Source organism: Paenibacillus thiaminolyticus (assembly GCF_003591545.1).
GTDB classification, from domain to species: domain Bacteria; phylum Bacillota; class Bacilli; order Paenibacillales; family Paenibacillaceae; genus Paenibacillus_B; species Paenibacillus_B thiaminolyticus_A.
Map to the genome: position 1 here is coordinate 38279 of NZ_QYZD01000013.1, position 13181 is coordinate 51459.

General features: G+C 54.0%; 13 protein-coding genes and 1 riboswitch. Of the genes, 10 read left to right on the forward strand and 3 right to left on the reverse strand.

The window, feature by feature from the left end:
• The 3 genes from DQX05_RS15280 to DQX05_RS33430 all read left to right on the forward strand — a co-directional run bounded on the left by DQX05_RS15280 (position 1) and on the right by DQX05_RS33430 (position 2412).
• On the forward strand, positions 1-1062 hold the full coding sequence (locus DQX05_RS15280) for a dihydrodipicolinate synthase family protein (RefSeq protein ID WP_119794429.1): 1062 nt from the start codon (positions 1-3) through the stop codon (positions 1060-1062).
• A gap of 74 nt (positions 1063-1136) precedes the next feature.
• Positions 1137-2030: a DUF72 domain-containing protein gene (locus DQX05_RS15285; RefSeq protein ID WP_119794430.1), complete on the forward strand. Its 894-nt coding sequence runs from the start codon at positions 1137-1139 to the stop codon at positions 2028-2030.
• 211 nt (positions 2031-2241) lie between these two features.
• A complete protein-coding gene (locus DQX05_RS33430; RefSeq protein ID WP_472924370.1) occupies positions 2242-2412 on the forward strand; it encodes a four-helix bundle copper-binding protein in 171 nt (56 codons plus the stop codon).
• A gap of 5 nt (positions 2413-2417) precedes the next feature.
• Here the strand turns inward: DQX05_RS33430 and DQX05_RS15295 are convergent, their stop codons facing one another.
• A complete protein-coding gene (locus DQX05_RS15295; RefSeq protein ID WP_119794431.1) occupies positions 2418-3059 on the reverse strand; it encodes an NAD(P)-dependent oxidoreductase in 642 nt (213 codons plus the stop codon).
• A 362-nt stretch (positions 3060-3421) separates the two neighbouring features.
• Positions 3422-3522: riboswitch (purine riboswitch) on the forward strand.
• 207 nt (positions 3523-3729) lie between these two features.
• On the opposite strand from DQX05_RS15295, the gene DQX05_RS15300 reads away from it, so the two are divergent.
• Positions 3730-4326: a xanthine phosphoribosyltransferase gene (locus DQX05_RS15300; protein WP_087441334.1), complete on the forward strand. Its 597-nt coding sequence runs from the start codon at positions 3730-3732 to the stop codon at positions 4324-4326.
• A complete protein-coding gene (locus DQX05_RS15305; RefSeq protein WP_119794432.1) occupies positions 4323-5672 on the forward strand; it encodes a nucleobase:cation symporter-2 family protein in 1350 nt (449 codons plus the stop codon). Before DQX05_RS15300 ends, DQX05_RS15305 begins: the two co-directional genes overlap by 4 nt.
• A gap of 60 nt (positions 5673-5732) precedes the next feature.
• On the opposite strand, the gene DQX05_RS15310 is transcribed toward DQX05_RS15305, so the two are convergent.
• Positions 5733-6608, reverse strand: coding sequence for a DegV family protein (locus tag DQX05_RS15310; protein WP_119794433.1), 876 nt, complete (start codon positions 6606-6608; stop codon positions 5733-5735).
• A gap of 191 nt (positions 6609-6799) precedes the next feature.
• On the opposite strand from DQX05_RS15310, the gene DQX05_RS15315 reads away from it, so the two are divergent.
• The gene (locus DQX05_RS15315; protein ID WP_119794434.1) at positions 6800-6988 is read left to right on the forward strand and encodes a hypothetical protein; all 189 of its coding nucleotides are present in this window, start codon (positions 6800-6802) and stop codon (positions 6986-6988) included.
• 296 nt (positions 6989-7284) lie between these two features.
• Here DQX05_RS15315 and DQX05_RS15320 read toward each other — a convergent pair whose 3' ends face one another.
• A complete protein-coding gene (locus DQX05_RS15320; protein WP_259392017.1) occupies positions 7285-7515 on the reverse strand; it encodes a Rossmann-fold NAD(P)-binding domain-containing protein in 231 nt (76 codons plus the stop codon).
• 922 nt (positions 7516-8437) lie between these two features.
• On the opposite strand from DQX05_RS15320, the gene DQX05_RS15330 reads away from it, so the two are divergent.
• From DQX05_RS15330 to DQX05_RS15345, 4 genes are all read left to right on the forward strand, one after another.
• Complete coding sequence (locus DQX05_RS15330) at positions 8438-9388, forward strand: ABC transporter permease (RefSeq protein WP_119794436.1); 951 nt, start codon at positions 8438-8440, stop codon at positions 9386-9388.
• 89 nt (positions 9389-9477) lie between these two features.
• Positions 9478-11208 (forward strand): extracellular solute-binding protein, encoded by a 1731-nt coding sequence (locus DQX05_RS15335; RefSeq protein WP_119794437.1) that lies wholly within the window; start codon positions 9478-9480, stop codon positions 11206-11208.
• Between the two features lie 61 nt (positions 11209-11269).
• Complete coding sequence (locus tag DQX05_RS15340; protein WP_397335515.1) at positions 11270-12217, forward strand: carbohydrate ABC transporter permease; 948 nt, start codon at positions 11270-11272, stop codon at positions 12215-12217.
• Between the two features lie 23 nt (positions 12218-12240).
• Complete coding sequence (locus DQX05_RS15345; protein WP_119794438.1) at positions 12241-13140, forward strand: CehA/McbA family metallohydrolase domain-containing protein; 900 nt, start codon at positions 12241-12243, stop codon at positions 13138-13140.
• Positions 13141-13181 lie beyond the last annotated feature (41 nt).

Genomic DNA, 13181 nt, shown 5'->3' on the forward strand with positions numbered 1-13181 from the left:
ATGGCTGTGAACTGGACAGAAGAGCTGACGCGGGCGCTGCGCGACGGCCTGTGCATTCCTGCCCACCCGTTGGCTTTGAACGAACACAGGCAGCTGGATGAGCGCTATCAGCGGGCGCTGACCCGCTATTATGCGGCTTCGGGCGCCGGCGGCATCGCCATCGGCGTGCATTCGACGCAGTTCGAAATCCGCGACCCGAAGCATCGTCTCTATGAGAAGGTGCTTGCCTTGGCGGTGGAGGAAGTCGAGCAGGCCCGGATCGCAAGACCGTTCCTGATGGTCGCCGGATTATGCGGGCCAACAGAGCAGGCGGTGGAAGAAGCTGAGACGGCTCGCGGTCTTGGTTATCATGCTGGTCTGCTGAGCATGGGCGGGCTGGCCGGCTATTCCGAAGAGGAGCTGCTGGAGCGGACAAGACGGGTTGCCGCGGTCATGCCGGTGTTCGGCTTTTATTTGCAGCCGTCGGTGGGCGGCCGGCTGTTCAGCTATTCGTTCTGGAGAGCGTTCGCTGACATTCCCGGTGTCGTCGCCATCAAGATGGCGCTCTTCAACCGCTACCAGACGATCGACGTCGTGCGCGCGGTATGCGAGTCGCCGCGGCGCGATGAGATTGCGCTCTATACCGGCAATGACGACAACATTATCAATGATCTGCTGACCGTGTTCCGGTTCCAGGTGAACGGACAGACGGTGGAGAAGCGCATCGTCGGCGGGCTGCTCGGCCATTGGGCCGTCTGGACGCACAAGGCGGCCGAGATGCTGGCGTCGATTAAGGCAGCGCGAACTTCCGGCGGGATCGACCCCGAATGGCTGACCCGCAATATTGAAGTGACCGATTGCAACGCGGTGCTATTCGATGCGGCTTACCAGTTCGCCGGCTGCATTCCCGGAATTCACGAGGTGCTTCGCCGGCAGGGGCTGCTGCCGGGCATATGGTGCCTCAATCCGGAGGAGACGCTCTCTCCGGGCCAGGCGGAGGAGATCGACCGCATCCAGCGGGATTATCCGCATTGGAACGATGATGCGTTCGTCAAGGCGCATCTGGAGCAATGGCTGTCCTGAATGTGCTTATGATATGATACGGGTATCTGCATGATGCGGACAACAACTTCAGTGAATGAGTGGAGTCGATAGCTATGCCGGACATGACCGAACAACTCGTATCGGAACGCATTCAGATTGGACTGGCCGGCTGGGGGGATCATGATATTTACCCGCCGGGAACGAAGGGGACGGAGAAGCTGGCGGAGTACGCCAAGCGGTTCCCTGTCGTCGAGATGGACAGCTCCTTCTACGCGATCCCGTCGCCGGAGCGGATGGAGAGCTGGGCGGCCCAGACTCCGGACGGATTCCGCTTCGTCGTCAAGGCGTACCAGGGGATGACGGGCCATACGCGGGGCCGCATCCCGTATGATAATGCGCAAGCGATGTTCCAGGCCTGCCGCGAGGCGGTCGAGGTGCTGCATGCCTCCGGGAAGCTGCACTCCGTGCTGTTCCAGTACCCGCCCTGGTTCCACTGCGTGCGTAGGCATGTCGACATCCTGCGCCGCACTCGCCAGTGGATGGGCTCGCTGCCGGTGACGCTCGAGTTCCGGCACCAGAGCTGGTTCACGCCGGAGATGCGCGCGCGGACGTTGGCGTTCATGCGCGAGGAAGGCTGGATTCACAGCGTCTGCGACGAGCCGCAAGCCGGAGAAGGCTCGATTCCGATCGTGCCGGTGCCGACTGACAAAGGGCAGACACTGATTCGCCTGCACGGCCGGAACGCATCCGGCTGGCAATCGCAGGGGCAAGCGAACTGGCGGGATGTCCGCTATTTGTACCGCTATAACGAGCAGGAGCTGCTGGAATGGAAGGAGCGGCTGGTGGCGATGCTGGCCGAGACGGCGCAGTGCTGCGTTATTTTCAATAATAATTCCGGCGGCGACGCCGCTCCGAATGCACTTCAGTTGATGCGTCTGCTCGATATGCAAGCTCCGTCTATCGGACCGGAGTGGGAGCAGATGAGCTTGTTCGGGGATACCCCGTAACCGAACGGCGTCAGTGAGACGCAATAGAGGGAGGGGATGGTCTGGGGGCCATCCCTTTGCTGCGTGGCCAGGCTTGCGGATGGAGGAGGAGGTTTCATTTTCGGATACATGATATAAAAAACGAGATAGGCGCGATGACGAAGCCGCACCATGGAATGAGACAGCCATGAACAGGAGGCCTAGCCATATCACTAACCGATGATGAAAATGCATCCGGGAATGCCCCAAATGCATGAAGAAATGCAATCCGTGCTATGATGCATGCCTGCAGGAGGAAGAGGTGAATCCGATGACGGCCTGCATCCGGCTGACGCGGGATTGTACGGATTCCTGCGTCCTGGCGGCCCCCAAAAAAAGAGGGGCTTGCCGCCCCCCTGTCTAGGTGTGTTATTTCGATTCCGAGCCGACGGTGAAACGTTGCTTCAGATGACGAGACTGCTCGAGCTCGTCCACGACGGCGATCGCATAGTCGGCATAGCTGACATAGCTTTGTCCCGCCGCGTTGATGAGAAGCTGGTCTTTACCTGTCACGTACTTGCCTGTGCGCGGTCCTTCCGGATCGAAGAAGGCGGAAGGGCTGATGAACGTCCAGTTGATGGAGCTGGCCCGCAGATCCTCCAGATTTTCTCCTTGATTCTGGGCGGTCGGGAGGTAGTCCGCTGGGAAGTCCGGCGTATCCATGACGCGGACCGTTCCTTGTTCATCGGCGAACAGGCTGCCTGCTCCGCCCACGACGATCAATCTGGTGTTCGGAACATCCTTCAGCGCCTCAATCAGCACACGTCCGGCTTCGACATGAAGATGTTCGCTGCCCGGTGCCGCCCCGAATGCATTGACGATGACGTCGAAGGGACGCAGGTCGTCTGCGGTAAGCTGGAACACGTCTTTCTCCAATACGCGCGGCGTGGACAAATCCGCAAGCTTCGACGCGTCTCTTACAATCGCGGTTACTTGATGTCCGCGCTCCAATGCTTCAGCCATAATCCGGCTGCCGGCTTTGCCGGTTGCTCCGATAATTCCGATATTCATGGAAATCGCTCCTTTTCTTGTCATCGATTCATCATGCTACCTATGTTGTAACCTATTCAGGTACAACATATTCACAAATTCACTTTGCATCAGGCCTATGAAAGTCAACCGTTGTAACCATTATAGTTACAACAATTCGCTACTGTCAAGCTTCGTTTTCAATCCTTGTCTCGGATGCGGGGGAAAAGGGCGATGCAGGGCAGCCTCGGTTCAGTCTCCCGGGCAAGCGCATCATGCGGGCGTGATTGATTTTCAGAAATTTTCTCTTCCCATTCCAGCGAACTTGTTGTATACTTCTCGACATATTCGATCGACACAATGCGACTTCCTGTACCGATGCCGGCAGGGGAAGACGCCTATTATTAGCAGCGACTCTTTATTCTCGTATATGTGCAGGAATCGGCCTGCATGTTTCTACCCGATCACCGGAAATGATTGGACTACGGGAACCCGATTCGACAGCTTGCCGTGAAGGGCGCGCCGCGCCGTTTACCGGCCTGCTGCCGTGATCGATCATGCCGCAAGCAGGCATGATTCGGAGCGGTTCTCCAAGCCTGTGGCTCTCATTTCCTTGTGAAATGTGTGGCGCGGGCTTTTTGCCATTGGCATGGTGCATCGAATACCGGAAAAAGACGGACAGGCTGCCATTATCGAAAGGGGAACGTAATCAGTGAAACGGCTTCAGGACAAAGTGCAGCAAGAGGGATTGGTGCTAAGCGACCGCGTGCTTAAGGTAGATTCGTTCTTGAACCATCAGATGGATCCGGTGCTTATGAAGGAGATTGGGGAAGAATTCGTGAAGCGCTACGACGGCGAGCGGATTACGAAGGTGCTGACGATCGAATCGTCAGGCATCGCGCCCGGCTTAATGACGGCGCTGGAGCTCAATGTGCCGCTCATCTTCGCGAGAAAGCAGAAGTCGCTGACATTGCGGGACGATATATTTGTCGAGAAGGTATACTCCTTCACGAAGCAAGAGACGAATGAAGTGACCGTATCCAAAAAATTCCTATCGCCGGATGATCGCGTCATCATCATCGATGATTTCCTCGCGAACGGCGAAGCGGCCTCCGGCCTGGCCCGCATCGTGGAACAGGCAGGGGCGGCTGTCGTCGGCTTCGGCATCGTCATTGAGAAGTCGTTCCAGCCGGGCCGCGATCATTTGCTGGCTGCCGGCTACCGCGTCGAATCGCTGGTCCGCGTCGCGTCGCTGACGGACGGAACCGTGACCTTCGTCGATGAGACGCAGGAGGTGGCCGCCGAATGAGCATGGTGGACAACAAGGTGTTCCAACAGCACCGCCACCCGCTGAAGACCTTCTCGCTCGGTCTCCAGCATGTGCTGGCGATGTACGCCGGCGCGGTCATCGTGCCGCTGATCGTCAGCAGTCAGCTCGGATTCACCCAGGAACAGACAACCTATCTCGTCGCGATCGATCTGCTCATGTGCGGCATCGCGACGCTGCTGCAAGTCTTTACGAACCGCTTCTTCGGAATCGGCCTCCCGGTCGTCCTCGGCTGCGCCTTCCAGGCAGTCATGCCGATGATCGCCATCGGTTCGCAGTACGGCATACCGTATATTTACGGGTCGATATTGGCGATGGGCCTGTTCGTCATTCTGTTCGGCGGATGGTTCGGGAAGATGATTCGCTTTTTCCCGCCGGTCGTGACCGGTCCGGTCGTCACCATTATCGGCATTACGCTCATTCCGGTTGCCTTCGGCAATCTTGGCGGTGGACAGGGAAGTCCCGACTTCGGGAGCCCGGACAATCTGATGCTCGGGTTCGGCGTTCTGATATTTATCGTACTGCTTAATAAATTTTCGAAAGGTTTCATGCGTGCGATCTCGGTCTTGATCGGCCTGCTGATCGGAACGTTGGCCGCAGCCCTGATGGGCAAGGTCGATATTGCCCCAGTGTTGGATGCCAGCTGGTTCCATGCCGTGCAGCCATTCTATTTCGGAACGCCGAAGTTCAATCCGACAGCGATATTAACGATGATTATCGTCGCGATGGTCGGCATCGCCGAGTCGACTGGCGTATTCATGGCTTTGAGCAAGATCGTGGACCGCGATCTCGATTCGAAGGACCTGGCCCGCGGCTATCGGGCCGAAGGGCTGGCCATCTTCATCGGCGGATTGTTCAATGCGTTCCCGTACACGACCTTCTCGCAAAATGTCGGCCTTATCCAGATGAGCCGCGTCAAGACGCGGGACGTCATCGTCGTCGCGGGGGGCCTGCTCATGCTGCTCGGCTTCGTGCCGAAAATCGCCGCGCTTACGCTGCTTATTCCCGATTCGGTGCTGGGCGGGGCGATGGTCGCGATGTTCGGCATGGTCATCTCCAGCGGTCTGCGCATGATTGGTTCCCAAGTCGACCTGAACCGTCACGAGAATCTGTTCGTCATCGCGTGCTCGGTCGGGATAGGGCTTGGCGTCACGGTTGCGCCGGGCATCTTCGACAGCTTGCCTGACACGGTGCGGATTCTGACCGATAATGGGATCGTCGCAGGGACGTTCACCGCGCTCGTCATGAATCTGCTGTTCAATGGCGTGAAGCAGCAGCCGGCGGAGGCGAAGACGCAGGAGTCCGATGAGGAGACGATTGTCGCCTGAGCCTATCAAATAAAAGCAATGCCCCGCTTCCTTCGGAGCGGGGCTTCTGTTATTGCCGGATTAATCGGCTTCCGTATAGTTGCGGCTGCGGAAGAACAGGGCGAGCGTCCCCGGCCCGGAATGGGCACCGATCGCGCAGCCGATCGATCCGGTCATAATGTTATGCATACCGAACCGCTCGTTGATGATTTGCTTGAGCATCTCCAGCGCTTCCGTGTCGTCGCCGTGAGCGATGCCGATCAGTTGATCCTTGTCCTCCAGATTGGCGCGCTGCTCCATCAGGTCTGCCAGCCGCTGGATCGATTTCTTCCTTCCTCTGACCTTGTCTACAGGGATAAGCTTGCCATCCTCCACGTGCAGCACCGGCTTAATGTTCAGCAAGCCCCCGATAACGGCGGAAGATTTGCTTACCCGCCCGCCGCGATACAAGTATTCCAGATCATCCACGGTGAATACATGCTCCAGCCCTGCTGCCAAGGCACGCACCTTGGACACGAGACGCTCGCGGGACATGCCATCGGCCGCCCAGCGCGCCGCTTGTTCGACGACGAGGCCGAAGCCCATGGAGGCGCATTTGGAATCGATGATATCTATCGCTGCGTCAGGATAATCATCCTTCACCATGTCGAGCATCATCCGTGAGGACGCGTATGTACCCGATAACTCGGAAGAGAAGGCGATGTAGATCGCTTCTTCGCCGGTTTCCGCGATGGCCGTGAAGGTCTGCTGGAACCGCTCCATGGGAACCTGGGAAGTCTTGTACACCAGCCCTTGGCGCATGCCGTCGAACATTTTCTTCGGTTGTATAGTAACGCCGTCCTCGTATTGATTCTGATCGAGAGTTACGATTATCGGCAGCACCGTGATGTTCAGCTCCTCGAGGACGGACGGGGGAAGGTCGATCGCGCTGTCTGTAAGGATACGAACTTGATTCATGAGCATACCTCTCCTTAACAAGCTAACAAGCTTTTTCTTTTATCATACCATGTCTTGGCCGGATACGATGCGAAAAATGCGCGCCGCCGAAATCCTGCGGCATATTTGGCGCTCCTGTGTCATACCCGTAAACGAACCGGTTGCGGGGGTGTCCTCGCGCGGAGCATGAGGGAGGGAAGGTGAGAGGAAGCATGGCGAAAAATAAACGGGGAAAATCGCTGTGGAGGCTGCCGGCGCGCGGGAGAGGAACCTGCCCCGTCTGTGCTAGCACGCGTATCAAGCTGCTCTACATCCGGACGAAGTCCGACGGGCAGACATTGGCGGTATGCAAAAAATGCCATCAGGCTGTCCAGGAACGGATTGACGCCTGCACTGGCTGAAGGCGCGCAACGGCAATGTGGCAATGCCAGCAATGCCTACTGAAGGCATTGCATGGAAGTGCCCAGAGGGGGTTGCCATCCGGGGAAGGAATGCTTCCTGGCGGCGCTTAACATCATTCTCCCCTTGGCTCAGCCTCAAGCGGCACGAGGGGAAGAGCAGGAGCGGCGGAATTCGTTGGAATTCCGCTGCCTCTGTCCTATATGTTATATGTACAAGAGCCTGGTCAGAAGCATGCTGATGCCGTCAGCTCTTCAATGTGAGATGAAAGGCGCTTGTCTGATCGAAGCAGGGTCCTCTAGCTCACGATGAGAAAAGCTGCAATATCCGAGTTCGTTATCGACGACCCAGGCATATCGTACAGATTGACTTTGATATTGCCTTTGCAGGGTCCTTCCTTGACGAACGGCAAGCGAACAAGCGACCAATCGAGATGCTGGTTCTGCAGGAGGATGTCCAGCGCGTCTCCCTCTCTGATTTCGATTAGCTTATCCGATGAAGCCATGTTGGCAGCCTGTCTAGTCAGCATCCGTACATGATACCCTTTTTCCGCTGCGGTGCGCGCAATATGGCGCCCGACCTTCGCAGATCAATGCGATGCTTCGAATCTGTTCCATAATTCCTCCTCCTAGTACGCGATAGGAAGCGTGAAGTCCTGCCAATTATGATACGTCAATGCTAGATTCCATAATGCTAGATTATTAAGCAATGGATAGCTTACGTCTACAGCAGTTAGGTACGATCCTGCAGGGAGAAAGGTTCATATAAGTTCTGCCGGGCGCTATGCCGGGATCCGGCTCCTTCGTTCAACCATTACAGTCCCAAATCTGTGGGTGGTCGCGCAGCACGTGGTATCTTTGTGAAAGGCTGGGCTGACCAAATGGGATAGTGAACATATATCTGACTGAATGGGAGAGTCAACATATATCTGACCGAACGGGATAGAGAACGTATGTCTGACCGAACGGAATAGTGAACATATAGCTGACTGAATGGGAGAGTCAACATACAGCTGACCAGATGGGATAGTGAACGTATGTCTGACCGAACGGGATAGTGAACATATGTCTGACTGAACGGGATAGTGAACGTATGGAGGCGGGACCACGGAGGAGAGGCGCTGAATCCAAAGCCGATCGAACCGATTTGCCTGTGCGGCCACCCTGTGTGCTTCGTATGAGCGGTAAGGAGCAGGAGCTGCTGCTGAAGCGGACACTCGTTTTTTTTATTGACTATGGAAAGGATTTCAGATAAAATGAGGCAAGAGAAAGCGCTTACGAGGCAAAAAGTAGTAAAAAGACGCTTGGAAACAGAATTGAATAGCAGAATCACTCGTTTTTTTTATCATTTTTATGGAATCGATACCATACGATTTTCGACCGAGAAGACTTATGGAGGTGAGCCGCGCTTATCCAACGACATCCTAGATGATAAGGGAAAGGACTGATGGAATGCACACGAATGCTCACGCGTCCGGAATCCATTCGGGAAGATGGCGGAAGCTGTGGAAAAAAATTTTGCTGCACAAATATTTATATTTTATGCTGCTGCCCTGCATTGTGTACTTTATCATTTTCAACTACATTCCGATGGGCGGACTCATCCTGGCCTTCAAAGAGTACAAGTTCAATATGGGCATCCTGGGCAGTCCCTGGATTGGCTTTCATTACTTTGAAACCTTTTTCAATGACTATCAATTTTGGACCCTAATTAAAAATACGCTCATCATCAGTTCGCTGAAGCTGTTTGTCGGCATGCCTTTTCCGATTGTGTTGGCGCTCATGTTCAACGAAGTGAGACATAAGCGGTTCAAAGGCATTGCGCAAAGCATTTCTTATTTACCTCATTTTATCTCCTGGGTGGTCGTGGTCGGGATGCTGCAACGCATCTTGGCGCCGGACACCGGGCTGCTCAATCAGGCCATCGGCGCTATGGGCGGAGAAGGCTCCACTTTTTACCTAATGGAAGGCGATTATTTTTACTCTATCATGTTTTGGAGTTACATATGGAAAGGGATCGGCTGGGAATCGATTATTTATTTGGCGGCCATATCCGGCATCAATCCTGAACTGTATGAAGCCGGTAAAATTGACGGAACGAACAAATGGAACGAAATTTGGAGCATTACACTTCCCTCGATATTGCCGACGATCGTCATCTTATTCATTTTGTCGCTTGGCAACATCTTATCGGCGGGCTTCGATCAGATTTATCTGTTACGAACACCCGGGAATATGCATTTGGCGGAAATATTGGATACGTATATTATTCGCGTCGGCTTGCAGAACGGCCAGTTCGGCTATGCGACCGCAGTCGGGATGGTTCAGGGGGTTATTGGCCTGATTCTTGTCATTGTTGCCAATAAAATATCCCGCAAAGTTTCCGACACTTCTTTATGGTAACGTTACCAGAATCCACGGCTTGCTATGCATCATATGAACGGCGCCGAAAGGCGTTTTTCATAAATCGATTCTAAAAAAGGGGTGTAGGCATGAAAAGTAAGTGGGGAAAGTGGACGGCATTATTGCTTACGATCATCATGTTGTTAAGCGCTTGCAGCGGAGGAGGGGCTGGAAGCAAGTCAGCGGGAGGAGACAGCTCCGCGGATGCGGACAAGGAAGAGAAGCCGGCCACCTGGATCGCGGACCGCACGATTAAAGGGCGGATTTTCATGAACGGCGTCATGAATGACATTTCCCAGAATCAGATTGATAACGAGGTAGCCAAAAAGATAAAAGAGCTGACCGGCATTACGCTGGAGTGGGAAAACACGCCGGCGAACAGCTCGCTGGAAGGCTTGACGGCCGGGCTGGCCACCGGGGATTTGCCGGATGTTATCGTCAGCTATTTGAATCATAGCGGCCGGCCGGAAATGCCGGTTCTGCTCAAGGCGGCGCGTGAAGGGATGTTTACGGACTTATCGCCTTATTTGAAGGATACGAAGATTTACAGCAAATATTTCGAAGACGGCTATTTGCCGGTCGATACGAAAAACGGCGTTATGTTCCGCCCGGAATTCAACGGCTCAGCGTATTTCGTGCATATGCGGATGAACCGCGAGGGCGGACAGGAAACCCGGAAATGGGTAGGGGGCCCGCATATCCGCAAAGATATTGCGGAAGCGCTGAATGTGGATCCGAAGTCGATTACGACCTCCGAGCAATTGTATGAATTGGCGAAAAAAATTAAAGCCGGTAACTTCAAAGACGAGAACGGCAAAGATATATATCCGATCGGGCCTCGTTATTGGGGCGGCAATGACAACAGTTACCTTTACTCCGATCTGTGGTGGGGAGATGAAGGATTTTTCCGGGACAGCGACGGCGTAATCAAGCACGAGAGCCAGACGGAGTACCCGATGAAGCGGATCGAATTCGTCCAGAAGCTGCTCAATGAAGGCTTGATTCATCCTGAGTACTATACGATGGACGAGACGCGAGCGACAGAAGGGGCGCTGAACGGATCGTTCGCCATTATTTCCGATATGCATAACTACCTGGAGTTCAATAAAGATATGCATTACTTGCCGATCGGTCCGTTGGACAGCGTGGAAGGCCCGTATCAGATGGAATTGACTTATAAATCCGGCTACAACGTCTGGGCGATCCCGGCTACGACGGAACGGCCGGAGGAGATCGTGAAGTTCGCTGATTTCCTGGCCAGCCGTGAAGGCAAGCTGTTGTGGCAGTACGGGATCGAAGGCCGCGATTACACGCTGGACGAGAACGGCAATCCGATCGTGAAGCAGGAAGTCATCGATCTGAAGAAGCAGGATCCGAAGGCCGCGCAGCAGCTTGCCTTCCAGGGCGCTGGCGACACATGGGGCGAGTACCTTGGCAATACGGATCTCGATCCGGTAGCCGACTTCGGCGAAGCGGAATATGGAAACGCCGCATTCCCGGCAGAAAATGAAGGCCCGAACAACATCGCCGATTATTTCGGCTGGGACGAGAAATATAAAAACGCCAAAATCCAAGACGGCTACGGTCCGCTCTCCTTCCTGGGCGAATATGAAAAGGGAACAGAGCTGAAAACGGCATTGGACAACTATAATGAGAGCTTAGTCCGGGCGTATTATTCGAAGTCGAAGGCCGAAGCGGCCAAAATTATGGAGTCCGTGAATAAGCAGCTGGAAGCGGCCGATCTGCAAGGCTATATTCAACTGCTGGAGCAAAAGAGCAAGGATCCGGCCACGCCGATCGTGCTGAGTCCTTCGCAGTAAGCGGCACGCAGACAAGATCCGCAGAGGCTCTTGTCCCCGGGGGACAGGAGCTTCCGCGGGGATGTATTCCCGCCTAATTCATAAGGAAAGGGGAACGACTGTGAACGATTTCTATAAAGTTTCTACAGGCGAAAAAATATACCGCATCGTCATCTATGTCGTCATTATCTTACTATGCCTGTCGATTATTCTTCCGTTTCTCAATATATTTGCGCTGTCGTTCAATGCGGGGAAAGATGCGGAACGAGGAGGCATTTTCTTCTGGCCTCGGGTATGGACGTTGGAGAATTATCAAGAAGTGTTCAGCTCGTCCAATATTTTGGGCGCGTACGCGATCACGCTTTTCAGAACGGTTGTGGGCACCTTCTTCAGCGTATTCCTGACGGCGATGGCCGCCTACACCTTGAAGAGCAAGACACTCCCGGGGGTCAAATTTTTTACGCTTATGATTTTCTTCACGATGCTGTTCAGCGGCGGCGTCATTCCGTACTATATGCTGTTGAAGCAGCTTCATCTCGTCAATACGATCTGGGTCTATGTCATTCCCGGATTGTACAGCGCGTGGAATATTATCATTATGAGGACGTTCTTCTCGCAGATTAGCGTCAGTCTGGAAGAGTCCGCGAAGCTGGACGGCTGCAATGATTTTACGACCTTCATCCGCATTATTATGCCGCTCAGCAAGCCGGTCATTGCGGTCATCAGTCTGTTCAACGCGGTTGGTCATTGGAATGATTGGTTCACCGGAGCGTTCTATGTCCAAAAGACGAATCTGAGGCCGGTATCGACGCTTCTGCAAGAGATGCTGACGAGGCAAGACGCGATTCGCGCCGCATTGATGCAAAACGCGGGCACGACCTCGTATGAGATTTTGGAGAAGATGCAAGTGACGGGCAATTCTTTGAAGATGGCTACCATTATCGTTGTCGTCACGCCGATCATTTGCGTGTATCCGTTTGTGCAGAAGTTTTTTGCCGAAGGCGTCATGATCGGATCGGTCAAAGAATAAGGGAGAAAGCGAGGCTGTTCATCGTGATAACGATCAAAAATCCATATGACAAGCAGGGAGTATGGCTGAAAGGCAGCTTTCACAATCATACGAACAACAGCCAATGCGGCACGCAGCCGCTTGAAATTGTCTATCAGATGTACGGGCAGTATGATTATTTGGGCATCTCGGATCATGATGTCATCACGGCTCATGAAGGAGAGCGGCGTATTCCGACGGTATTTGAAGCGATGGAGGTGAGCAGTCCTGAAGCGCATATGCTGCTTGTCCAGCCGCCGAGTTCGATTATGGAAGGCTATTATAATACGTTTACGATCGACAACTATCAGCGTTTGTCCGATGCCTGCCTTGCCAATGGCGGAATCAGCATTTTGGCGCATCCGAACCGGTATTTCTCGCAATTTTGGCGATTGGAGGATATGCTGAGCATGACCGGCTATACGGGCATTGAGATTGTGAACGGCGACGGCAACCCCGAGTATGACGTGGCCTTCGACAAGTGGGATCAGCTGCTAAGTGCGGGCCGGACCGTATGGGGCTTCGGTAATGATGACTTCCATGTGTATGGTCAGGAGAAGCGCTCTTGGAATATGGTGCTCGCGGAGCGGAATACGAACGAAAGCATTTTGGAAGCCGTCAAGGCGGGCAGTTTCTATGTATCTACCGGGTTTTATTTCGCCGGGATCCATGCCGAGGACGGGCTGATTACCGTTGATCTGCCTGCGAATGAGAGATTGAATCGAATATATAAATATGTTACGCTGATTGGAAAAGAAGGCCAAGTAATACATGAAGAAACAGGCCGCCTGAACCGCGTCCAGTACCAATGCACCGGGGATGAAGGCTATGTTCGAATCGCGGCATATCTCGAAGGAGGCTATGGAGCGTTCTCCCAGCCTTTATTCGTGGAACAACATGCCTAGCAGGAACAATATATATCGTATGGGGTAAAGGAATCGGTGGA

Coding starts and splice junctions, on each gene's coding strand:
- DQX05_RS15305 (WP_119794432.1), top strand. CDS start 4,323: ATGAGCATGGTGGACAACAAGGTGTTCCAACAGCACCGCCACCCGCTG.
- DQX05_RS15315 (WP_119794434.1), top strand. CDS start 6,800: ATGGCGAAAAATAAACGGGGAAAATCGCTGTGGAGGCTGCCGGCGCGC.
- DQX05_RS15285 (WP_119794430.1), top strand. CDS start 1,137: ATGCCGGACATGACCGAACAACTCGTATCGGAACGCATTCAGATTGGA.
- DQX05_RS15310 (WP_119794433.1), bottom strand. CDS start 6,608: ATGAATCAAGTTCGTATCCTTACAGACAGCGCGATCGACCTTCCCCCG.
- DQX05_RS15340 (WP_397335515.1), top strand. CDS start 11,270: ATGTATTCCCGCCTAATTCATAAGGAAAGGGGAACGACTGTGAACGAT.
- DQX05_RS15330 (WP_119794436.1), top strand. CDS start 8,438: ATGCACACGAATGCTCACGCGTCCGGAATCCATTCGGGAAGATGGCGG.
- DQX05_RS15295 (WP_119794431.1), bottom strand. CDS start 3,059: ATGAATATCGGAATTATCGGAGCAACCGGCAAAGCCGGCAGCCGGATT.
- DQX05_RS15335 (WP_119794437.1), top strand. CDS start 9,478: ATGAAAAGTAAGTGGGGAAAGTGGACGGCATTATTGCTTACGATCATC.
- DQX05_RS15280 (WP_119794429.1), top strand. CDS start 1: ATGGCTGTGAACTGGACAGAAGAGCTGACGCGGGCGCTGCGCGACGGC.
- DQX05_RS15320 (WP_259392017.1), bottom strand. CDS start 7,515: ATGCTGACTAGACAGGCTGCCAACATGGCTTCATCGGATAAGCTAATC.